At 74.4% G+C, this 20,846-nt stretch carries 21 protein-coding genes and 1 tRNA gene; 11 read left to right on the plus strand and 11 right to left on the minus strand.

Annotation, left to right across the window (positions count from 1 at the left end):
- Positions 1-154 precede the first annotated feature (154 nt).
- Positions 155-2,794 carry a DNA polymerase I gene (gene polA, locus AC1050_RS03085; RefSeq protein WP_482387229.1) on the minus strand — a complete coding sequence of 880 codons (2,640 nt, stop codon included), beginning with the start codon at positions 2,792-2,794 and terminating at the stop codon, positions 155-157.
- 97 nt (positions 2,795-2,891) lie between these two features.
- Here polA and AC1050_RS03090 point away from each other — a divergent pair, with 97 nt between their 5' ends.
- Entirely contained in the window at positions 2,892-3,332 is a 441-nt protein-coding gene (locus AC1050_RS03090) for a PaaI family thioesterase (RefSeq protein WP_482385909.1), read from the plus strand.
- On the opposite strand, the gene AC1050_RS03095 is transcribed toward AC1050_RS03090, so the two are convergent.
- Positions 3,245-3,934 carry a GNAT family N-acetyltransferase gene (locus tag AC1050_RS03095; protein ID WP_482385910.1) on the minus strand — a complete coding sequence of 230 codons (690 nt, stop codon included), beginning with the start codon at positions 3,932-3,934 and terminating at the stop codon, positions 3,245-3,247. The genes AC1050_RS03090 and AC1050_RS03095 overlap by 88 nt on opposite strands.
- Positions 3,935-4,435: 501 nt before the next feature.
- On the opposite strand from AC1050_RS03095, the gene AC1050_RS03100 reads away from it, so the two are divergent.
- The 4 genes from AC1050_RS03100 to AC1050_RS03115 are packed head-to-tail and all read left to right on the plus strand — an operon-like array spanning position 4,436 to position 8,620.
- Positions 4,436-5,818 carry a branched-chain amino acid ABC transporter permease gene (locus AC1050_RS03100; RefSeq protein ID WP_482385911.1) on the plus strand — a complete coding sequence of 461 codons (1,383 nt, stop codon included), beginning with the start codon at positions 4,436-4,438 and terminating at the stop codon, positions 5,816-5,818.
- A gap of 9 nt (positions 5,819-5,827) precedes the next feature.
- Positions 5,828-6,814 (plus strand): branched-chain amino acid ABC transporter permease, encoded by a 987-nt coding sequence (locus AC1050_RS03105; RefSeq protein WP_482385912.1) that lies wholly within the window; start codon positions 5,828-5,830, stop codon positions 6,812-6,814.
- The gene (locus AC1050_RS03110) at positions 6,804-7,802 is read left to right on the plus strand and encodes an ABC transporter ATP-binding protein (RefSeq protein WP_482385913.1); all 999 of its coding nucleotides are present in this window, start codon (positions 6,804-6,806) and stop codon (positions 7,800-7,802) included. The genes AC1050_RS03105 and AC1050_RS03110 overlap by 11 nt, the downstream gene beginning before the upstream one ends.
- Complete coding sequence (locus AC1050_RS03115) at positions 7,799-8,620, plus strand: ABC transporter ATP-binding protein (protein ID WP_482385914.1); 822 nt, start codon at positions 7,799-7,801, stop codon at positions 8,618-8,620. The genes AC1050_RS03110 and AC1050_RS03115 overlap by 4 nt, the downstream gene beginning before the upstream one ends.
- A gap of 111 nt (positions 8,621-8,731) precedes the next feature.
- Here the strand turns inward: AC1050_RS03115 and AC1050_RS03120 are convergent, their stop codons facing one another.
- The 6 genes from AC1050_RS03120 to AC1050_RS03145 form a co-directional block, all read right to left on the minus strand.
- On the minus strand, positions 8,732-9,193 hold the full coding sequence (locus tag AC1050_RS03120) for a VOC family protein (protein ID WP_482385915.1): 462 nt from the start codon (positions 9,191-9,193) through the stop codon (positions 8,732-8,734).
- 16 nt (positions 9,194-9,209) lie between these two features.
- On the minus strand, positions 9,210-9,560 hold the full coding sequence (locus AC1050_RS03125; protein WP_482385916.1) for a DUF2277 domain-containing protein: 351 nt from the start codon (positions 9,558-9,560) through the stop codon (positions 9,210-9,212).
- The gene (locus AC1050_RS03130; protein ID WP_482385917.1) at positions 9,560-9,943 is read right to left on the minus strand and encodes a VOC family protein; all 384 of its coding nucleotides are present in this window, start codon (positions 9,941-9,943) and stop codon (positions 9,560-9,562) included. The genes AC1050_RS03125 and AC1050_RS03130 overlap by 1 nt, the downstream gene beginning before the upstream one ends.
- Positions 9,944-10,047: 104 nt before the next feature.
- Positions 10,048-11,310, minus strand: a complete 1,263-nt coding sequence (locus AC1050_RS03135; protein WP_482385918.1) for an ABC transporter substrate-binding protein — start codon at positions 11,308-11,310, stop codon at positions 10,048-10,050.
- 275 nt (positions 11,311-11,585) lie between these two features.
- Positions 11,586-12,212, minus strand: a complete 627-nt coding sequence (locus AC1050_RS03140; RefSeq protein WP_482387230.1) for an ANTAR domain-containing response regulator — start codon at positions 12,210-12,212, stop codon at positions 11,586-11,588.
- A gap of 184 nt (positions 12,213-12,396) precedes the next feature.
- Positions 12,397-14,658, minus strand: coding sequence for a putative bifunctional diguanylate cyclase/phosphodiesterase (locus AC1050_RS03145; protein ID WP_482385919.1), 2,262 nt, complete (start codon positions 14,656-14,658; stop codon positions 12,397-12,399).
- A gap of 317 nt (positions 14,659-14,975) precedes the next feature.
- On the opposite strand from AC1050_RS03145, the gene AC1050_RS03150 reads away from it, so the two are divergent.
- From AC1050_RS03150 to AC1050_RS03160, 3 genes are all read left to right on the plus strand, one after another.
- On the plus strand, positions 14,976-15,329 hold the full coding sequence (locus AC1050_RS03150; protein ID WP_482385920.1) for a YciI family protein: 354 nt from the start codon (positions 14,976-14,978) through the stop codon (positions 15,327-15,329).
- A 6-nt stretch (positions 15,330-15,335) separates the two neighbouring features.
- Positions 15,336-16,574: an RNA polymerase sigma factor gene (locus AC1050_RS03155; RefSeq protein WP_482385921.1), complete on the plus strand. Its 1,239-nt coding sequence runs from the start codon at positions 15,336-15,338 to the stop codon at positions 16,572-16,574.
- Between the two features lie 67 nt (positions 16,575-16,641).
- Complete coding sequence (locus tag AC1050_RS03160) at positions 16,642-17,007, plus strand: TfoX/Sxy family protein (RefSeq protein WP_482385922.1); 366 nt, start codon at positions 16,642-16,644, stop codon at positions 17,005-17,007.
- A gap of 19 nt (positions 17,008-17,026) precedes the next feature.
- On the opposite strand, the gene AC1050_RS03165 is transcribed toward AC1050_RS03160, so the two are convergent.
- A tRNA-Leu gene (locus AC1050_RS03165) sits at positions 17,027-17,099 on the minus strand.
- A gap of 139 nt (positions 17,100-17,238) precedes the next feature.
- Between AC1050_RS03165 and AC1050_RS03170 the strand changes: the two genes are divergently transcribed.
- Positions 17,239-17,892 (plus strand): M23 family metallopeptidase, encoded by a 654-nt coding sequence (locus tag AC1050_RS03170; RefSeq protein WP_482385923.1) that lies wholly within the window; start codon positions 17,239-17,241, stop codon positions 17,890-17,892.
- Between the two features lie 27 nt (positions 17,893-17,919).
- Here the strand turns inward: AC1050_RS03170 and AC1050_RS03175 are convergent, their stop codons facing one another.
- Entirely contained in the window at positions 17,920-18,921 is a 1,002-nt protein-coding gene (locus AC1050_RS03175) for a cache domain-containing protein (RefSeq protein WP_482385924.1), read from the minus strand.
- 115 nt (positions 18,922-19,036) lie between these two features.
- Between AC1050_RS03175 and AC1050_RS03180 the strand changes: the two genes are divergently transcribed.
- Both AC1050_RS03180 and AC1050_RS03185 read left to right on the plus strand, forming a co-directional pair.
- On the plus strand, positions 19,037-19,825 hold the full coding sequence (locus AC1050_RS03180; RefSeq protein ID WP_482385925.1) for a putative protein N(5)-glutamine methyltransferase: 789 nt from the start codon (positions 19,037-19,039) through the stop codon (positions 19,823-19,825).
- 65 nt (positions 19,826-19,890) lie between these two features.
- Positions 19,891-20,511: an isochorismatase family protein gene (locus tag AC1050_RS03185; protein WP_482385926.1), complete on the plus strand. Its 621-nt coding sequence runs from the start codon at positions 19,891-19,893 to the stop codon at positions 20,509-20,511.
- A 4-nt stretch (positions 20,512-20,515) separates the two neighbouring features.
- Here AC1050_RS03185 and AC1050_RS03190 read toward each other — a convergent pair whose 3' ends face one another.
- Positions 20,516-20,725, minus strand: a complete 210-nt coding sequence (locus tag AC1050_RS03190; protein ID WP_482385927.1) for a hypothetical protein — start codon at positions 20,723-20,725, stop codon at positions 20,516-20,518.
- Positions 20,726-20,846 lie beyond the last annotated feature (121 nt).

Consider the following 20,846-nt stretch of genomic DNA (forward strand, 5'->3'; position numbering starts at 1 on the left):
CGGCCGCGGGTCGAGGACCTCCAGCCCTTCCCAGCGAGGTGAGGTCGTCAGAACGCGCCGAGGTCGTCACTCGCGACTGACGACCTCGTCGTGATGTGACGACCTCGGCGCGGCGTGGCGGATCCGGTCGGGCCCGGAGCGGGTCGGCCGCCCGTCAGTGGCCGGCGGCGTGCCAGCTCTCGCCGACGCCGACCGAGACGTCCAGCGGCACCGAGAGGTCGTACGCCGCACCCATCTGCTCCCGGACGAGCGCCTCGACGGCGTCCCGCTCCCCCGGCGCGACCTCGAGCACCAGCTCGTCGTGCACCTGCAGCAGCAGCCGGCTGGCGAGGCCCTGGGCGTCGAGCTCGCGCTGCACGCCCAGCATCGCGAGCTTGATGATGTCGGCGGCCGACCCCTGGATCGGCGCGTTGAGCGCCATGCGCTCGGCGGCCTCACGGCGGATCCGGTTGTCGCTGGTCAGGTCGGGCAGGTACCGCCGGCGGCCGAGGATGGTCGCGGTGTACCCGGTGGCGCGCGCCTCGTCGGCGACGCCCGTCAGGTAGTCGCGCACGCCGCCGAACCGGTGGAAGTAGTCCTGCATCAGCGCGGCCGCCTCGGCCACGTCGATCTTCAGCTGCTGGGACAGGCCGTACGAGGACAGCCCGTACGCGAGGCCGTAGGACATCGCCTTGATCTTGGACCGCTGCGCGGCGGTGACCTCGTGGGTCGCCACGCCGAAGACGCGAGAGCCGACGTACGAGTGCAGGTCCTCCCCCGCGGTGAACGCCTCGATCAGCCCGGCGTCGCCGGACAGGTGCGCCATGATCCGCATCTCGATCTGCGAGTAGTCGGCGGTCAGCAGCGTCTCGTAGCCCGGGCCGACCACGAACGCGCGGCGGATCTGCCGGCCGGCCTCGGTGCGGATGGGGATGTTCTGCAGGTTCGGGTCGGTCGACGACAGCCGGCCGGTCGCCGCGATGGTCTGCTGGAACGTCGTGTGGATGCGTCCGTCCGGCGCGACCGAGCGCAGCAGGCCCTCGACGGTCTGCCGCAGGCGGATCGCGTCCCGGTGCGCCAGCAGGTGCTCGAGGAACGGGTGCCCGGTGCGGGCGAACAGGTCCGCCAGCGCGTTGGCGTCGGTGGTGTACCCGGTCTTCGTCTTCTTGGTCTTGGGCATGTCCAGCTGGTCGAACAGGACCTCCTGGAGCTGTTTGGGCGACCCGAGGTTCACCTCCCGCCCGATCGCGTCGTACGCCTCGCCCGCCGCGCGCTGCACCGCGGAGTCGTACTCCTTCTCGAGCGCGGACAGGTACGCGGCGTCCGCGGCGATGCCGACGTGCTCCACGCGCTCCAGCACGCCCTCCAGCGGCAGCTCCACGTCGCGCAGCAGGTGGTCGGCACCCCGCTCGGCCAGCTGCTCGCCGAGCACGTCGACCAGGTCCAGCACGGCCGCGGCGCGCACGGCACCGCGCGCACCCTCCTGCGGGCCCTCCAGGTCGAGGTCCAGCGCACCCTGGCCGCCCTCGTCGGCGACCGCACCGAGCTCGCGGCGCAGGTAGCCGATCGCGAGGTCGGACAGGTCGTAGCCCCGCCGGTCCGGCTGCAGCAGGTACGCGCCGAGCTCGGTGTCGAACTCCACGCCGGCCAGGGTCAGGCCGCGGCCCGTGAGGGCGTGCCAGGCCTCCTTCGCGGCGTGCAGCACCTTCGGCTGCGCCGGGTCGGCGAGCCAGGCGGCCAGCGCCGTCTCGTCCGCGGGGGCGATCTGGCCGAGGTCGTAGGCCACGGCCTCGTCGCCGACGACCAGCGCGATGCCCCAGGCGTCCCCGCCGGCCGGCGAGGCGGAGCCCTGCACGTCCACGCCGGTGCGCAGACCCGCGTGCCGCTCCAGCCAGGCGGCGAGCCCGCCGTCGACCGGCGTCACCAGCGCGGGCCCCTCGGACGGGCCGGCGACCTCCTCCGGTCCCCCGTCCTCGGACGGCAGCATCGCGAACAGCCGGTCGCGCAGGGTGCGGAACTCGAGCTCGTCGAGGATGGTGTGCAGCGCCTCGCGGTCCCACGGGCGCGCCGCGAGGTCCTCCGGCCCGAGCGGCAGGTCCAGGTCGTCCAGCAGCCGGTTGAGCTGCCGGTTGAGCAGCACCTGGTCGAGGTTCGCGCGCAGCGACTCCCCCGCCTTGCCGGTGATCTTGTCGACGTTCGCCACGACGCCCTGCAGGCCGTCGTAGGTGGCGATCCACTTCGCGGCGGTCTTCGGGCCGACGCCCGGGACGCCCGGCAGGTTGTCGGACGACTCGCCGACCAGCGCGGCGATGTCCGGGTACCGCTCCGGCGGCACCGCGTACTTGGCCTCGACGGCCTCCGGGGTCATCCGCGCGAGCTCGGAGACCCCCTTGACCGGGTAGAGCACGGTGACGCGGTCGTTCACCAGCTGCAGCGAGTCGCGGTCGCCGGAGCAGATCAGCACGTCCATCTGCTCCGCGGCGCCCTGCCGGGCCAGGGTCGCGAGGATGTCGTCCGCCTCGAAGCCCGGCTTGTCCAGCGTCGGGATGTGCATGGTGGCCAGCACCTGCTTGATGACCTCGACCTGGCCGCGGAACGGCTCCGGGGAGGCCGAGCGGTTGGCCTTGTACTCCTCGTACTGCTCGGTGCGGAACGTGGTCCGGCCGGCGTCGAAGGCCACGGCGACGTGCGTCGGCGCCTCGTCGCGGAGCAGGTTGGCGAGCATCGACACGAAGCCGAACACGGCGTTGGTCGGCTGACCGGTCGAGGTGGCGAACTTGTCCACGGGGAGCGCGAAGAACGCGCGGTAGGCCATCGAGTGCCCGTCCACCAGGAGGAGCCGTGCGGCGGGTGCCGCTCCGCCGTCGGGCAGGGGTCGCGTCGCGTCAGTCACGGGTGCCAACCTATCGGGCATGACCGACACCGACGCGCCCGGCCCCGCCCCCGCCCTCCCCGCCCCGCTCGGCACGCACGTGCCGCCCGGGACCCTGATGGAGCGCATGGGCATCGAGATCCTCGAGGTCGGCCCCGACCGCGCCGTCGGCACCATGCCGGTCGCGGGCAACGTGCAGCCCTACGGCCTGCTGCACGGCGGCGCCTCGGCCGTCCTGGCCGAGACGCTGGGCTCCTACGCCGCCAACGCGCACGCCGGACCGGGCCGGCAGGCGGTCGGCATCGAGCTGAGCTGCACGCACCACCGGTCGGCGACCGAGGGCGTGGTCACGGGCACGGCGACCGCCGTGCACCGGGGCGCGAAGGTCGCGACCTACGACGTGGTGGTCGAGGACCCGCGGGGCCGGCGGGTGTGCTCCGCCCGGCTGACCTGCATGCTGATCGACGCCCGCCCGGCCTGAGCCGCCTCGGTCGTCCCCGGCACCGCGCGCGCCGCACGGGCCCGCCGCCGCCGGGCGATCAGGTCGTCCAGCCCGACGCGGCCGGACGCGCGGCGCCCCGCCGCGGGGGCGTCGGCGACCAGCTTGCGCTGCAGCGCCTCGGTGCTGACCACGCGGTGCGCGGCGGCCGGGGCGAACCCGAGGCGCGCCAGGAACCGGAGCATGCCGCGCGCACCGGGCAGCGGCACGGCCAGGACGTCCGTGGCGCCGACCCGCTGCGCCTCCTCGACGACGCCGCCGAGCAGCGCGTGCCCGACACCGCGGCGCCGGGCGCCCTCGGCGACGTACACGACCTCGATCGAGACGGTGACGTCCTCGGTGAAGATGCTCGGCCCGACGATCCGCGCCAGCACCAGCCCGCACACCTCGTCGTCCAGCAGACCGACCAGGCCGCAGGCGCCGGGCTCGCCGACGAGGGCGCCGATCTGGTGCCGGAGGCGGTCGGCGTCGTCGGTGCACAGCTGGGAGCCGACCTGCGACTCCTGGCGCGCGGCGAGGCTGAGCGCGACGAGGACGTCCAGGTCCTCGGGGCGAGCGGGACGGACGGCGACGGGCGTACGCACGGTTCGACGACCTCCATGAGCTTCCTCGGACGGCGTGGCGACACCGGTGTCGTCACGTATGTGCTGCGCCCCCCGCGGCATCGACCGATCATGGCGCACTCCCGGCCCCGTGCCTAGTCGCGTTCAACGACTTCCGGCACCCTCCGGCGCTGAGCACCTGGTCAGCGCCGCGTGATGTGGCCCTTCTCACCTGTCTGGGTGAATCCGTCCGCCGAACGGGCGAGTCGTCCCCGTCCGACGTGACGTAGGTCATGATCCTGTCCCGGGCGGAGCCGGGCCGACGCGCCGGTCGCAGACGCGACCGCAGCGAACACGCCCGTAATCGACCGGACACAAATGCTGCCTACTCTCGCGGCGAACTCGTGGCAGCACCGACGCTGATCCACCGCGAGCCCGCAGCCGACGGCCGACCAGGGGGTCGGCCACGACCGGACGGAGGACCAGGTGCGCCGAGCCGCTACCAGGGACCGTTCCACCGCCGGGGCGATCCTCGCCCTCGGCGTGCTCCTCCTCGCACTCCTGTTCACCGTCGCGGTGCCCGCCACCGCGCACGCAGCCCCACCCGTACCCACGGCAGCAGCCGGGTGCGTCGCCGACGCGGCCACCGGCTGCGTCAACGGCACCATCCGCACCGCGGACCAGCAGCCCGCCGTCGGCGTCGTCATCGACGTCGAGGGCCCGGGCGGCACCGTCCAGGCCACGACCGACGCCGAGGGCCGGTGGACCGCAGCGGTCACCGAGGCCGGCGAGTACACGGTCACGGTCGACACCAGAACGCTCCCCGCGGGCGAGACCCTGCGGGACCCGGCGAGCAACCCGCGCACCGTGACGGTCGCGCTCGGGTCCTCGGCCGGCGCGCTGTTCCCGCTCGGCGCGCCGAGCGACGCCGGAGGGTCCGGCTCCGACGGCGGGTCCACCGCCGAGCCCGGCGACGACGGCACCGCGCCCGCCGCCGACGGCGAGGTCGGCGCACCGGTCGGCAGCTCCGACAGCGGCAGCTTCTCCTGGGGCCGGCTGGCCCAGCAGGCGACCAGCGGCCTCGTGTTCGGCGTGCTGCTCGCGCTCGCCGCGGTCGGCCTCTCGCTGATCTACGGCACCACCGGGCTGTCCAACTTCGCACACGGCGAGCAGGTCACGCTCGGCGCGATCATCGCCTACCTCGCGGTGCAGTCCTGGGGCATGCCGCTGATCGTCGCCGGCGTGGTCGCCGTGCTGGTCGGCGCGGCGTCGGGCTGGGTGCAGGACGCGGGGATCTGGAACCCGCTGCGCCGGCGCCGGGTGGGCACGACGCAGCAGATGATCGTCACGATCGGCCTGTCGATGGCCCTGCAGTACACGTACCAGTTCTTCTTCGGCGGAGGCGCCCTGCGCATCGTCACGACGAACCCGACGATGGTGACGTTCGGCCCGGTGCGGATCAGCACCACCTCGCTGTGGTCGCTCGTGATCGCCTCGGTCGTGCTGGCGGGCGTCGCGTACTTCCTGCTGCGCACCCGCGTCGGCCGGGCCACCCGGGCGGTGTCGGACAACCCGGCGCTCGCCGCGGCGTCGGGCATCACCGTCAGCCGGATCGTCCGGATCGTCTGGGTGCTCGGCGCGGCGCTGGCCGCCCTGGGCGGCGTGCTGATGGGCCTGTACCTGAACGCCACCTCCTGGAACATGGGCGGCGCCCTGCTGCTGCTGATGTTCGCCGCGGTGACGCTCGGCGGGCTCGGGCAGGCGTTCGGCGCCCTCGCCGGCTCGATCGTCATCGGCCTGGTCGTCGAGATGTCGAACCTCGTCATCCCGAGCGACATGCGCTACGCCGGCGCCCTGCTCATCCTCATCCTGGTCCTGCTGCTGCGGCCCCAGGGCATCCTCGGTCGCGCCGAGCGGATCGGTTAAGGAGTCGTCATGGAGTGGTCCCGCATCCTCGTCAACGTGGCGGGCGAGATCTTCGCCCCGACGACAGCCGCGTACGCCCTGGCCGCCATCGGCCTCAACGTGCACTTCGGCCTCACCGGCCTGCTGAACATGGGCCAGGCCGGCTTCATGCTCATCGGCGCCTACGGCTTCGCCATCTCGACCATCGCCGGCTGGCCCCTGTGGGCGGCCGTGCTGGTCGCGATCGCGTGCGCCGCCGTGTTCGGGCTGCTGCTCGGCATCCCGACCCTCAAGCTCCGCGGCGACTACCTGGCGATCGTCACGATCGCCGCCGCCGAGATCGTCCGGCTGATCGGCCGGTCCACCGCGCTCACGGAGATCACCGGCGCCTCGTCCGGCCTGCGCGGCAACTCGTACAAGGACACGTTCCAGGACGCGTCGCCGCTGCCGGACGGGTCGTTCGCGCTCGGTCCGTTCGAGTACTCGATGAACGCGTCGAACTCGTGGTGGGTGCGCATCGTCGGCTGGGCCGTCGTCGCGCTGGCCTGCCTGCTCGTCTGGCTGCTCATGCGCAGCCCCTGGGGCCGCGTGCTGAAGGGCATCCGGGAGGACGAGGACGCCGTGCGCTCGCTCGGCAAGAACGTCTACTCGTACAAGATGCAGTCGCTGGTGCTGGGCGGGGTGATCGGCGCCGTGGCGGGCATCATCTACGTCCTGCCACGCGCCGTGCAGCCCGACTCCATGGGCCGGCCCATGACGTTCTTCGTCTGGACGATCCTGCTGCTCGGCGGAGCCGCGACCGTGTTCGGCCCGGTGCTCGGGTCGATCATCTTCTGGGTGTCGCTCATGCTCATCAAGTCCGTCATGCGGGCCGGGGTGCCCGAGTCGGTCATGCGCAGCGAGCAGATCGAGCAGTTCGGCTGGATCATCGTCGGCGTCACGCTGATGCTGCTGGTGATCTTCAGACCACAAGGCATCCTCGGCGACAAGAAGGAGCTGGCGATCGATGTCCGCTGAGTCCCCGAGGGGCCACGTCCCCGCGCACGTCCCGCACGCGACCACGGCCACCGGCCGCGACCGCGTGGTCGCGGACCTGGCGCACGTCGCGCACACGCCCGGCGTGCCCAAGCCCGACGCGATCGTCGTCGCCGACGGCGTCACCCGGCACTTCGGCGGCATGACCGCCGTCGACGTCGGTCACCTGGAGGTCCAGCGCGGCGCCATCACGGCGCTGATCGGGCCGAACGGCGCCGGCAAGACCACCCTGTTCAACCTGCTGACGGGTTTCGACAAGCCGTCGACCGGCACCTGGTCGTTCGAGGGCCGGTCGCTGTCCGGGGTGTCCGCCGCGCGGGTCGCCCGGTCCGGCATGGTCCGCACGTTCCAGCTCACCAAGGCGCTGTCGCGCATGACGGTGATCGAGAACATGAAGCTGGGGGCCACGAGGCAGTCCGGGGAGAACCTGTTCACGGCCCTGGTCCCGCCGCTGTGGAAGGCGCGGGAGCGGGAGATCACCGAGCAGGCCGAGGAGCTGCTGGTCCGGTTCAAGCTCGACGCCAAGCGCGACGACTACGCCGGCTCGCTGTCCGGCGGCCAGCGCAAGCTGCTGGAGATGGCCCGGGCGCTCATGAGCAACCCGACCATGGTCATGCTCGACGAGCCGATGGCCGGCGTGAACCCCGCGCTGACCCAGTCGCTGCTCGGGCACATCCAGGCGCTGCGCGAGGACGGCACCACGGTGCTGTTCGTCGAGCACGACATGCACATGGTCCGGCACATCTCGGACTGGGTGGTCGTGATGGCCGAGGGCAAGATCGTGGCCGAGGGCCCGCCCGAGGACGTGATGGCCGACCAGGCCGTCATCGACGCCTACCTGGGCGCGCACCACGACACCGACCTGGGCGACGACGCGCTGCTGGACGACGGCAGCATCGAGCAGCTCGAGGCCGAGGAGCAGGCCAACCGGGCGGCCGCGGCCGCCGCCGACCAGGAGGGCACCCGATGAGCAGCACCGCCGTGCAGGGGTCCGACCCCTCGACCGTCCACCGCGGGGCCCCCGCCGGGGAGCCGCTGCTCGCGGCGACCGACCTGGTGGCCGGCTACGTCCCGGGCGTGAACATCCTCAACGACTGCAACCTGGTCGTGCACCCGGGCGAGCTGGTCGGCATCATCGGCCCGAACGGCGCCGGCAAGTCCACCCTCCTGAAGGCGCTGTTCGGCCTCGTGACCATCCGGTCCGGTTCCGTGGTGCTGAAGGGCGAGGACATCACCAACCACCGGGCCGACTCGCTGGTCCGGCGGGGCGTCGGGTTCGTGCCGCAGACCAACAACGTGTTCCCGTCGCTGTCCATCCAGGAGAACCTCGAGATGGGGCTGTTCCAGGCCCCCAAGCGGTTCGCGGAGCGGTTCGACTTCATCGTCGACCTCTTTCCCGTGCTCGGGGAGCGGCGCAAGCAGCGCGCCGGGTCGCTGTCCGGCGGCGAGCGGCAGATGGTCGCCATGGCGCGGGCGCTGATGATGGACCCGTCGGTGCTGCTGCTGGACGAGCCGTCCGCCGGCCTGTCCCCCGTGCGGCAGGACGAGACGTTCCTGCGGACCCGGAAGATCAACAAGGCCGGGGTCTCCGTGGTCATCGTCGAGCAGAACGCCCGGCGCTGCCTGCAGATCTGCGACCGGGCGTACGTGCTGGACCAGGGGTCGAACGCCTACTCCGGGCCGGGCCGCGAGCTCATGCACGACCCGAAGGTGATCGAGCTCTACCTCGGCACCCTGGCGACCGACGTCGAGGCCGCGACGGACAAGCCAGCCCCCCCGGCGGTCTGACACCCAGGACGGTCTGCGCGCTCGACGAGGTCGAGGGTTCGTCGCGAGGTCGAGGGTTCCCGGTCGGTCACGGCCGACGGACCCTCGACCTCGCGGCGCGTCGGGACGCGCTCAGTCCAGGCAGAACTCGTTGCCCTCGGGGTCCTGCAGGACGACGTGGCCGGCGCCGAGCGGAGGCTCCGGGTCGAAGCGCGCCAGCCGCGTGGCACCGAGCGCGACCAGGCGGTCGCACTCGGCCTCCAGGGCGGCCATGCGGGCGTCGCCCTGCAGCCCGGGCGCCGCGCGGACGTCGAGGTGCACGCGGTTCTTGGCGACCTTGCCCTCCGGCACCCGCTGGAAGAACACCCGCGGGCCGTCCCCGTCCGGGTCCTCGATCGCGGAGTGGTCGTTGCGCCGGTCCTCCGGGACGCCCATCCCGGCGAGCACCTCGTCCCACACCGCGAGCGGGTCGGTGCCCTCGGGGACCGGCACGCCGGGCGGCCCGGGGTGCACGTAGCCGAGCGCGTCGCGCCAGAACGTCGAGAGCGCGCGCGGGTCGTGCGCGTCGAAGGTGACCTGGAACCGGCGGCTCATCGACCCGGGTCCCGTCTCACGCGTGCACGTGCTCGTGCGGGTGCACGTGCTCGTGGTCGTGGTCGTGCGGGTGGTCGTGGTCGTGCGCGTGGTCGTCGGGCTCGTCCAGGCCGAGGCGGGCGCGCACCGCGGGCCGGCGCAGCGGCGGCACGGTGGCCGGCGGCCGGCGGCGCTCGGGGAGCTCGCCGAGCAGCCGGGTCACGATCGCGGCGATCTCCGCGACCGCGCTCTCGACGGGTCCCTCGGTGGCCGCGCTCGTGGCCTGCACGCCGCTGACCTTGCGCACGAACTGCCGCGCGGCCGCCTCGATCTCGTCCTCGGTGGCGGCGGGCTCCAGCCCCCGCAGCGTCGTGATGTTCCGGCACATCAGCCCTGCTCCTGTCCCGCGGCGACGATCTGCTGCACGGCCCAGCGGTTGCCGTCCGGGTCCGCGAAGAACAGGAACCGCCCCCAGGGGAAGTCCTGCACGTCGCCGACGTCGAGGCCGCGGCCGGTCAGCTCGGTGCGCGCCGCGTCGATGTCGGCGACGACCAGCTGCAGGCCCTCGACCGATCCCGGCGGCATCGTCGTCAGCCCGGTCCCGATCGCGATCGACGCGCCCGAGCCGGGCGGCGTCAGCTGCACGAACCGGATGCCCCCGCCGACCTCGTGGTCGTGGTCGAGCACGAAGCCGGCGCGCTGCGTGTAGAAGTCCTTGGCACGGTCCACGTCCGAGACCGGCACCTGCACGAGCTCCAGTCGGAAGTCCATGCCCCCGGACGGTACGCCGGACCCCCGGCGCGCCGGAAGGGCCCGGGACGCGTCGTGCGTCCCGGGCCCTCCCGGTGGTGCTGCGGTCGTGCCTTCGGATCAGGTCAGTCGACGGAGCCCTCGACGGCCTCGATCCAGGTGTTCTTGTTGTCGGCCCCGTACTGGTAGACGCCGATGAACGCGGACGACGGGTCGTTGTCCTCGTTGAACGGGCCGATGCCGGCCTGCCCCACGTACTGGATGTCCTCACCGGCGTCGATCAGCTCGACGCAGTCGGCGAACGACGTGCACTCCTCGCCGCCGTCGGCACCGGACACCGCGGGCAGGTTGGCCTGGATGGTCGGGCCGTCGGTCGCGCCGCCCTTGACCGCCGCGAGGGCGGCCAGGATGGTCGCGTCGTACGACTCGGGACCGTAGGCGAAGTCCTGCAGGTCCGGGTTGACGCCCTTCAGGCGCTCCTGGAACTCGTCGCTGGGGAACGCGCCGGGGATCGTGCCCTGGGCGCCCTCGAGCGTGCCCGGCTGGAAGTCGGCCGAGTAGTCCGCCGTGTTGCCGTCGACCATGTAGATCGACGCCGGGTCGGCGCCCGCCGCGATCAGCTCGGGGAGGATCTGCTTGGTCTGCTCGAACGCGAGCACGACGATCGCGTCGGGGTTCGTGGCCATGAGGGCGGTCACGTCGGTCGCGAAGCTGCTCGCGGCCGGGTCGAACTCCTCGCCCTCGTTGCCGTAGACCACCGTGGCGCCGGCCTCCTCGACCGTCGTCTTCACGACGTCGCGCAGCGAGGTCCCGTAGTCGTCGTTGAAGACGAGGAAGCCGACGTTCGCGTGACCGTCGCTCGCGATGAGGTTGCCGAGCGCCGCGCCCTGCACCGTGTCCGGCGGGGCGGTGCGGAAGTAGAAGTCGGAGTAGCCCGACAGCGACGTGGCCGTGTTGGCCGGCGAGATCTGGACGATCTCGGAGCCGGTGATGTCGTCGATCACGTTGAGCGTCACCGAGGACGCCGCCGCACCGATGATGACCTGCACACCCTGCGAGATCAGCTCGGTGACCGACTGGGTCGCGACCTCGGCGTGCTCGGCGTCCGAGGAGTCGGCGTGCTCGACCTGGACGTCCTCCCCCAGGACGCCGCCGGCCTCGTTGATCTCCTCGACCGCGAGGTCGACGCCCGCGATCTCCGGCGGGCCGAGGTAGGCCAGGGTGCCGGTCTGCGGCAGCAGGGTGCCGACGATCAGCGGACCGCTGGCGCCCTCGCCCGAGGTCTCACCGCCGCTGGAACCGCCGTCGTCGCTGCCGCACGCGGTCAGCACGAGTGCGACGGCGCCGGCGAGAGCGGCCGCCTGGACGGCCTGTGTCGTACGAGTCATTGCGTGGTACCCCTGTCGATGAGTACTGCCGGCCGGGAACCCCCGGCCGGATGCCGGCGTGCTGCCCGTCACACCGGCGATTGCGCGGAAACGTATGCGGCCTGTGTGTCCACCGTGTGACATTCGCGTCTCAGATCGAGGTTGTTGCCGATTTGTGACCTGGCCCACCCTCCGGTGTCGATGATGCGGCTGCCGCCGCCGGGCCGCGACAGCACGAGGCCCGGCCCACCCGCGGGGGTGGACCGGGCCTCGAGGAGCCGCGCGACTGCCTGGCGTCAGGCGGCGCCGCCGACCTGGTCGATCACGGCGTCCGCGACCTCGCGCATGGTGAGGCGGCGGTCCATCGACGTCTTCTGGATCCAGCGGAACGACTCCGGCTCCGACAGGCCCATCTTGGTCATGAGCAGACCCTTGGCGCGGTCGACGCGCTTGCGCGTCTCGAACCGCTCGGCGAGGTCGGCGACCTCGGACTCCAGCGCCGCGATCTGCGCGTAGCGGGAGATCGCGATCTCCACGGCCGGCAGCAGGTCCGAGGGGCTGAACGGCTTGACGACGTACGCCATCGCACCGGCGTCACGGGCCCGCTCCACCAGCTCGGTCTGCGAGAACGCGGTGAGCAGCACGACCGGGGCCAGGTGGGCCTTCGCGATGCGCTCGGCGGCGGAGATGCCGTCCAGGACGGGCATCTTGACGTCCATCACGACGACGTCCGGCTTCAGCTCGGTGGCCAGGGCCACCGCCTGCTCGCCGTCCCCGGCCTCGCCGACCACGTCGAAGCCCGCCTCGCGCAGCGTCTCCACGACGTCCATGCGGATCAGGGCCTCGTCCTCCGCGACCACCGCGCGCCGGGCCGGCTTGGCAGCCGTCTCCGGGGCCTTCTCGGCCGCGCGGGCCTGCGGGATCTCGAGGTCGAGGGGGGTGTCGGCAGTCTGCGCCTCGTCGCTCGGCGTCGCGTCCTGGGTGCTCACGAGGAGTGATTCTAGGACCACGACCGGCCCGGCGGCGGATACGTCGCCTGTGAACCTCAGCACCCTGACCGGTCGGTCGGGTTTCAGGGTCGTCCCCCGCGCCATCCGGACGCGCGGATCAGCCCACCGGGACCCGTCCGCCCCGGTCCCGCGCGGCGAGCCAGCCGCGGAACTCCGCCGCCGGCACGGGGCGCCCGTGCAGGTACCCCTGCACCCGGTCGCAGCCGAGCTCGCGCAGCAGCGCGTGCGTCCGGGCGTCCTCCACCCCCTCCGCGATCAGCCGCAGGCCGAGGTGGTGGGCCAGGTCGATCGTCCCCGACACGATGGCGCGGGTGCGGTCGTCCGCGAGCACGCGTGCCGTGAACGACCGGTCCAGCTTGAGCTCGGCCGCGGGGAGGTCGTTGAGGTAGGCCAGGGACGAGTAGCCGGTGCCGTAGTCGTCGATGCTGATGCCGATCCCCCGGTCGGCGAGCCGCCGGGTCACGTCGACCGCGAGCTCCGGGTCGTGCATCAGGCTGGTCTCGGTGATCTCGACGACGAGGCGCTCGGGCGGCAGCCCGGCCCGGCGCAGGGCGGCGTCCACGAGGTCGGGCAGCGCGGGGTCCTCCAGGCACGACGTGGACAGGTTCACCGCCACGGGCAGCGCGTGCCCGTCGCGGTCCCACGCGGCCGCCTCCCGGGTGGCCAGGTCGAGCACCTGGCGGGTCAGCGGCGTCATCAGCCCGTGCTCCTCGGCGAGGTCGAGGAACTCCCCCGGCGGGAGCAGCCCGCGCTCCGGGTGCTCCCAGCGCACCAGCGCCTCGGCGCCGACCACCTGCCCGTCCGCGAGGTCGACCTGGGGCTGCAGGTGCACCACCACCCGGCCGCACCGGTCGCCGCCGTCGGGGTCGAGCGCGACCGCGAGCGCGTCCCGCAGCTCCCGCTCGGCGTGCGCCCGCGCGTGCGCCTCCTCGTCGTACAGGCGGACGCCGCCGCCTGCCTGCTTGGCGTCGTACATCGCCGCGTCGGCGCGCCGCATGAGCTCGCCCGGTGCACGGGCGCCGAGCGCCGTGCTGGCGACGCCGACGCTGGCCTCGAGCCGGAACTCGTGCCCTTCCGCGCGCACCGGGCGCTCGACCGCGGCGAGCAGCCGGTGGGCCAGCGCCACGGCGTCGTCGGGGTGCGCGTCGTCGACGACGGCCGCGAACTCGTCCCCGCCGAGCCGCGCCAGCAGCCCGTGCGGTTCCAGCGCCTCGGCCAGCCGGCCGGCCACCGTGCGGATGACGCGGTCCCCGACGGCGTGGCCGTACCGGTCGTTGACCTCCTTGAACCGGTCGAGGTCGACGACCAGCAGCGCGCCGCGCGGGGAGGTGGAGACGGCGTCGACCCGCTCCACCAGGGCCCGGCGGTTCGCGACGCCGGTGAGCGGGTCGGTGCGCGCCTCCTGCCGCACGGACGCCAGCTGCGCGAGCTCGGCCACCATCCGCACCACCCGGAACCCGCCGCCGACGGCCGCGACGGCGGCGAGCAGCGACGACACGGGCTGGTCCCCCGGCCGCACGGCGTCGCCCACGAGGATCCCCACGCCCGCCACCATCACGACGACGGCGCCGACGGTCGTGGTCTGCGACGACGCGTCCTGAGGGGGCAGGGCCCCGGGCCGGCTGAACCGGAGCGCGGCGATCAGCAGCACCAGGGCCGCCCACGACGCCGGCACCACCGCCCGCGGCGCCGCCGTGGCGGGCAGCAGCAGGGCCGCGCCCTCGACCGCCGCGACCGCGGCGACGCCGGCCGCGAGCGCCCAGGCGCGCCGGTCCCGCCGCAGGCCCGCGATGGTCAGCACCGTCCCCGCCGTGCCGAGCGCCACGAGCAGCACCGCCAGGCGCAGCAGACCGAGCTGCACGGACCACCACGCCGCGGTGCCCGCCTCGTCGCGCACCAGCAGGTTGCCGAGCGCCAGGATCGCGGCCGAGGCGCTGACGCCGTTGAGCCAGTCCCCCGGGTCCGAGATCGCCGTCCGGATCCGGTTCCAGTGCACCAGGCCGTGGTAGAGCGCCGCGGCGGCGACGCACGCGCCCGCCGTGAACGCCGCACCGCGCGGGCCGCCGCCGGCCGCGAGCGCCGCCTCCGCCGCCAGGCCGACGGCGAGCGCGGACGCCGCCGTCCCGGCCCAGCGCCACGTCACCCGGTCGTCCTGGTCCGGCCGGCCGGACCCGCTGGACCGGCGCAGCAGCCGCCCCGCGAGCGCGCTCGCCACGGCGGCCAGGGTCACGGCCCAGGTGGCGACCGCCCCGCGGGCCGCGAGCGCCAGCACGAGCACGCCCGCCGCACCGGCCAGCAGGGCGGGGACGACGGGGGCACGGCGGCCGGCCGTGGGACGCGGGGTGGGGCTGGTCGGCATCCGCTCTTCCTGGCCGTCGGGTCGACGGCGCACGCACGCCCCCGGTCTCCGGGCGGTCGGTGCCCGGGCGCACCGCTACCTGATGCGACGTCCATCCTGCGGCGTGCCGCGGGGCGACGTCGTCGGCGAACCGGGTGATTTCCCTGCTGACCGGGGTGAACCGGTGCGAACCGGACGGCGGCGCGCCGAGGTGGAGAGCGCCCGCGGCGTCCCGGTCCGGCCGGACCTCTTCCGTGGTGTCGATCCGGCGGCGCATCGTTCGTGCAGAGGGTGAGCACCGGCCACCGGGGTCGGCGCCAGCACCACGGAGGTGTGCCATGCAGCAGTACGTCCTCAACCTGTGGGAGCCCGTCGGTCCCCCGCCCCCGCCCGAGCTCCTGCAGCCGGTGATGGAGCGCGTCGGCGCGCTCGACCAGGAGATGCGCGCCGCCGGGGTCTGGCTGTTCGCCGGCGGCCTGCACCAGCCCACCGCGTCCACGGTCCTGCGTCCGCAGGGCGAGCAGGTGCTCTTGACCGACGGGCCGTACCTGGAGGGCAAGGAGCACCTGGGCGGGTTCACGGTCATCCAGAGCGACGACCTCGACGGCGCCCTGGACTGGGGCCGCCGGCTCGCCGAGGCCGTGGGCCTGCCGGTCGAGGTCCGGCCGTTCCGGCACGACGGCCAGGGCTGAGCCGGCGTGGGGGGAGCCTCGCCCGCCGAGGTCGACGCGGTGTTCCGTGCCGTGCACGGGCGCGCCGTCGCTACCCTGGCCCGCGCCTACGGCGACCTCGACCTCGCCGAGGAGGCGGTGCAGGACGCGTTCGTCGACGCGCTGCGGCGCTGGCCGGCGGACGGGCTCCCCCCGGACCCGGCGGGCTGGATCGTCACGACCGCCCGCCGCCGGGCGCTCGACCGCCTCCGGCGCGAGGCGGTCGGGCGCGGCCGGCACCGCGAGGCCGCGCTGCTGCGCGAGCCGTCCCCTCAGGAGGTGGACGCCGTCGCCACCGCCGACGCCGTGCAGGACGACCGGCTGCGCCTGCTCTTCACCTGCTGCCACCCGGCACTGGCCCCGTCCGCCCAGGTGGCGCTGACGCTGCGCCTGCTCGGCGGGCTGACCACCGCCGAGATCGCTCGCGCGTTCCTCGTCCCGGAGGCGACGATGGCGCAGCGCCTGGTGCGCGCCAAGGGCAAGATCCGCGACGCGCGCATCCCGTACCGGGTGCCGGACGGCGCCGAGCTGCCGGACCGGGTCCGCGCGGTGCTCGCCGTCGTCTACCTGGTGTTCTCCGAGGGGTACACCGCGTCCGGCGGCGACGGCCTCGGGCGCGACGACCTGTGCGCCGAGGCGGTCCGGCTGGGTCGGGTGCTGCTGGAGCTGATGCCCGACGAGCCCGAGGTCCGGGGTCTGCTGGCCCTCATGCTGCTCACGCAGGCGCGCCGCCCCGCCCGGACGACCCCGAGCGGGGACCTGGTGCCGCTCGACGAGCAGGACCGCTCGCTGTGGGACGTCGCGCTGGCCGACGAGGGCCGGGCGCTCGTGCGCGACTGCCTCCGCCGTGACCGGCCCGGGCCGTACCAGCTGCAGGCCGCCGTCGCGGCGGTGCACAGCACGGCCGCCCACGCCCGGGACACGGACTGGGCGCAGGTGCTGGCCCTCTACGACCACCTGCTGGCGGTCGCCCCCTCCCCCGTCGTCGCGCTCAACCGCGCGGTGGCGCTCGCGGAGGTGGAGGGCCCCGCCGCGGCGCTGCCGGTCGTGGACGCGCTCGACCTGGACCGGCTGCACGTGCTGCACGCCGTCCGGGCGGACCTGCTGCGCCGGCTCGGACGGGACGCGGAGGCGGCGGCGGCGTACACCGCGGCCGCCGAGCGCACGGGGAACGCCGCGGAGCGGGCGTTCCTGCTCGGGCGGCGGGACCGGCTGAGCGCTTCTTGACAGCGCCCCCGTGCGGGGCGGGATCGTGGGGGCGACCCGATCGAGGCCGACGAGGGACGGAGCCGCGATGCCCAGCAGCCGCGCCCCGCAGCACCCGGCGCAACGGGTGCTCGTCGATCGCATCCTGACGGCGCTCCCCGCCGGGTCGGTCGTCCGGGAGGTCGCGATGTTCGGCGGCCGCGCGGTGATGCTGGACGGGTCGATGCTCGTGTCCGCCGGCCGGGACGGCGACCTGCTGGTGCGGATCGACCCGGCCGAGCGGGAGTCGCTGCTGGCACGGCGCGGAGCCGAGCCCGCGTCCATGGGCGGCGTCGGCCGTCCGATGGGGGCACGGTGGCTCACGGTCGCGCCCGACGGCCTCGCCACGGACGACGAGCTGGCGGGCTGGCTGGAGGTCGCGCTCCGGCGGCACGGTACCGGCTCGCGCACCTGACAAGTCGGCTGGGTCTGGGTGCCCCGGGTGGGATTCGAACCCACACTGGATCGGGTTTGAGCCGATTGCCTCTGCCGTTGGGCTACCGGGGCGGCGCGGACCAGGTTACCGGCCCGGACCTGCCCCGCCGTGCGGCCCACCTGAGACCCGTGCGTGGACACTCGACCTGTACGGCCCGCCGACGGCACCTCGTCCGCCGGCGGTGTGCGGTCTGTCCTCGGGAGGTGCCAGGTGCTGTGGCAGAGTCCCGGCCTCGGCCGGATCACGTCACCCTTCGGCCCGCGCGTCCTCGAGGGCGCGGTGGGCAACTTCCACGCGGGAGCCGACCTCGGGACCCGACGCACCATGGTCTTCGCCGCCCAGGACGGCGTGGTCCGCAAGATCTGGCAGACGGAACGCGGGGCGTGGGTGCTCGACATCCGCCACGCGGACGAAGACGGTCGGCAGGTGCGCACGCGGTACATCCACATGTTCCGCGAGGAGATGGCGGTCGAGGTCGGTCAGCACGTGCTGGTCGGGCAGTGCGTCGGCCACTCCGGCGCGTCGGGGACCACCGCGGCGCACCTGCACTTCGAGATCCTCGTCGACGGCGTGAACGTCGACCCCGCGCCCTTCCTGGGTGCACGCGGCGCCGAGCTCGGCGCCCCGACCGCCGGTCCCGGCACGGGCTCCGGCCCATCCACCCCCACGGAGGAGGACGACATGTTCACCGACGACGACCGCGCCCAGATGAGGGAGACGCTCGCCCTGCTGAAGGAGCAGCAGATCCGCAACCAGCGGACGCTCCGGCCGCTGTGGCGAGCCGACGTGCTCGAGCAGGCCAACAAGGCCGCCAAGCCGCTGCTGCAGCTGCTCCAGCGGCTCGTCACGAAGGACGGCGCCTGACGTCGACGGTCCGGCACCCGGCACCGGTCAGGCCTGCTGCACCAGCGCCCCGTACCAACCCAGCCCCTCGTACGTCTCGTACCCCGGTGTCGCCGCGAACCCGACGGTGCGGTCCTCGTCGACGTACGACCCGGTCGCCTGGTCCCCCGTGCGCAGCGCGACCCGCTCGGTGAGCACGCCGGTGCGGTCGGACGCGGCGAGCACCAGGCCCGCCCGGTCGAGGACCAGCACCCGGGTCCGCTCGCGCTCGGCGGGCTCCAGCCGCACGCCGTCGACGATGGCCTGCGCCTGCCGCTCCCAGTCGAAGAACACGCCGAGCGCGCCGACCGGCCGCCCGTCGGGCCGGCCGCCCTCGCGCACCGCGGTGGCGTAGGTCGCGGTCGGCGCACCGAGCAGCGGGTCCCGGGCGACGTCGAGCGCGGCGTAGTCGTCACCGGTGCGGGTGGCCATCGCCGCGCGGAACCAGGGCTGGTCCCGCACGTCCGCGCCGACCACGGCCGCACCGCCGCGGCCCGACGCCGCCCGGGCGACGACCCGGCCGTCGGCGTCGGCCAGCCACAGGTCCAGGTACACGGTGTAGCTGCGCAGGATCGTCGCGAGCCGGCCCCCGGCGTGCTGCACGGCCGCCGCGTCGCCCGCGGTCAGCGCGTCGACCAGCGCGGCGTCGGTCGCCCACCACCGGACGTCGCAGGACCGCTCGTACAGGTTGCGGTCCATCAGCTCGATCACGTTCAGCGCCAGGTCCGCCAGGCGCTGGCCGCGCACGCGCCCCACCAGCTGGTGACCGAGCTCGGTCAGCTCGGCGATCCGCGGCTGCAGCTCGGAGGACAGCTCCTCCGACAGGCCCCGCGCGCGGTCGGCGATCTCGCCCACCTCGCGGGCCACGACCGCGAAGCCGGCACCGGCGTCCCCGACGCGCGCCGACTCGATCAGCGCGTTCAGCGCGAGCATCTTGGTGCTGCGGGCGACCTGCTCGATGCCCTGCAGCTTCTCGCCCGTGACGCGCCCGACCTCCTCGGCCAGTCGCACGACCCGTTCCGGCACGGCGGGCTTCCCCTCTCCGGTGGCGTTTCCCCTGCGCTCACCCGCCCTATCGACGGCCGGGACGCTCCTGTGAGCGACGCGGCGGCGTAGATTCCGGGCCGTGCCCGTCGTCCTGGACCCCGCCGCCCTCGCCGCGCTCGTCTGCCGGCTGCGAGCCGCCGGCTGCGTGTTCGCCGAGGACGAGGCCGCGCTGCTCGCCGCCGAGGCGTCCGACCCGGCGTCGCTGGCCGCGATGGCGGAGCGCCGGGTGGCCGGGGAGCCGCTGGAGCAGGTGGTCGGCTGGGCGCAGTTCGGCGGGCTGCGGGTCGCCGTCGAGCCGGGGGTGTTCGTTCCCCGGGCCCGCACCGGGCTGCTCGTGCAGGAGGCGCTCGCGGTGCTGCCCGCGGGCGGGACGGTCGTCGACCTGTGCTGCGGCACCGGGGCGGTCGGCCTGGCGCTGGTGACCGAGCGGCCCGGCACCGCGCTCTGGGCGGTGGACGTCGAGCCCGCCGCGGTGGCCTGCGCCCGGCGCAACGTCGGCGCGCTGGGCACGGTGCTGCGGGGCGACCTGGACGCGCCGCTGCCGGCGGGGCTGGCGGGCCGGGTCGACGTGCTGGTGGCGAACGCGCCCTACGTGCCGACCGCCGAGATCGCGCACATGCCCACCGAGGCGCGCGACCACGAGCCGCGGTCCGCGCTCGACGGCGGCGCGGACGGGGTGGACCTGCACCGGCGGGTCGCGGCGGCCGCACCCCGCTGGCTGGCACCCGGCGGTCACCTGCTGATCGAGACCAGCGTGCGGCAGGCGGGAGCCACCGCCGCGGCGTGCGAGGGGCAGGGCCTGGTGGTCCGCGTGGTGCACGACGACGACCTGGACGGGACCGCGGTGGTCGCGCACCGTCCCGCCTGAGCCCCGCGGTTCGTAGAGTGGGCCTGGTCGGGCCGCACGGTGCGCGCCCGCGGGAGGAGCCGACGGTGGGCCGGGCGCTGGTCGTGGTGGACGTGCAGAACGACTTCTGCGAGGGCGGCGCGCTGGCCGTCGCGGGCGGCGCGGCGGTGGCGGCGCAGGTGTCCGAGCTGATCGCCCGCGCGGGCGACGCCTACGACGTGGTCGTGGCGACCGCGGACTGGCACGAGCCGCTCCCGCACGACAACGCGGGGCACTTCGCGGTCGGGGCGGAGCCGGACTACGTGCGCACCTGGCCCGAGCACTGCGTCCGGGACACCGCCGGCGCGGCGTACCACCCGGCCCTGCGGCTGCCCGCGGGCACCGTGCACGTGCGCAAGGGGCAGGGGCGCCAGGACTACTCCGGGTTCGCAGGCCAGGTGACGCCGGCGGAGACCGGGGCGCAGGCCGACGCGGCGCCTGCGGGGCTGGCCGACGCCCTGCGCGCGCGGCACGTGGACGGCGTCGACGTCGTGGGCCTGGCGACCGACCACTGCGTGACGGCGACCGCGCTCGACGCGCTCGAGGCCGGGTTCGACGTGCGGGTGCTGACGGACCTGACCGCCGGCGTCGGCGTGCGCACCACCATCGACGCCCTGACCCGGCTGGCCGCGCGGGGCGTGCTGCTGACCACGTCGGACGTCCGGTAGCGGCTCAGCCCTGGTCCGCCCGCAGCACCCCGCCCTCGCGGAAGGTGTCGGCGATCTGCTGGGCCTGCGCCGAGACGAGCCGGCGGTAGACGTCGTAGGCGGCGTCGACGCGCGTCGGCAGCTCGCCGCGGGTCCGGGCGAGCTGCCAGTCGCGCTTCGCTGCCGCGATGTCCGCGTTGGTGATGACCACCCGCGCCTCGTCCTCGTCCGCCATACCTGGAAGCATGCGTCCGTTTTGCCCGTTATGCGATAGTCCGGCTGGGTGAACGGGGCCCCTGCGGCGGGTGAACTACACCGGTGGCATCCCCCCGCACCACCCGGACGGCCCTGGTGGG

It is taken from the genome of Cellulomonas sp. NEAU-ZC6, from assembly GCF_056844425.1.

Excerpts from the sequence above, each read along its gene's own strand:
- AC1050_RS03105 (WP_482385912.1), top strand. The coding sequence starts at position 5,828 with ATGGAGTGGTCCCGCATCCTCGTCAACGTGGCGGGCGAGATCTTCGCC.
- AC1050_RS03090 (WP_482385909.1), top strand. The coding sequence starts at position 2,892 with ATGACCGACACCGACGCGCCCGGCCCCGCCCCCGCCCTCCCCGCCCCG.
- AC1050_RS03135 (WP_482385918.1), bottom strand. The coding sequence starts at position 11,310 with ATGACTCGTACGACACAGGCCGTCCAGGCGGCCGCTCTCGCCGGCGCC.
- AC1050_RS03120 (WP_482385915.1), bottom strand. The coding sequence starts at position 9,193 with ATGAGCCGCCGGTTCCAGGTCACCTTCGACGCGCACGACCCGCGCGCG.
- AC1050_RS03150 (WP_482385920.1), top strand. The coding sequence starts at position 14,976 with ATGCAGCAGTACGTCCTCAACCTGTGGGAGCCCGTCGGTCCCCCGCCC.
- AC1050_RS03145 (WP_482385919.1), bottom strand. The coding sequence starts at position 14,658 with ATGCCGACCAGCCCCACCCCGCGTCCCACGGCCGGCCGCCGTGCCCCC.
- AC1050_RS03160 (WP_482385922.1), top strand. The coding sequence starts at position 16,642 with ATGCCCAGCAGCCGCGCCCCGCAGCACCCGGCGCAACGGGTGCTCGTC.
- AC1050_RS03115 (WP_482385914.1), top strand. The coding sequence starts at position 7,799 with ATGAGCAGCACCGCCGTGCAGGGGTCCGACCCCTCGACCGTCCACCGC.
- AC1050_RS03130 (WP_482385917.1), bottom strand. The coding sequence starts at position 9,943 with ATGGACTTCCGACTGGAGCTCGTGCAGGTGCCGGTCTCGGACGTGGAC.
- AC1050_RS03190 (WP_482385927.1), bottom strand. The coding sequence starts at position 20,725 with ATGGCGGACGAGGACGAGGCGCGGGTGGTCATCACCAACGCGGACATC.
- AC1050_RS03110 (WP_482385913.1), top strand. The coding sequence starts at position 6,804 with ATGTCCGCTGAGTCCCCGAGGGGCCACGTCCCCGCGCACGTCCCGCAC.
- polA (WP_482387229.1), bottom strand. The coding sequence starts at position 2,794 with ATGGCCTACCGCGCGTTCTTCGCGCTCCCCGTGGACAAGTTCGCCACC.
- AC1050_RS03125 (WP_482385916.1), bottom strand. The coding sequence starts at position 9,560 with ATGTGCCGGAACATCACGACGCTGCGGGGGCTGGAGCCCGCCGCCACC.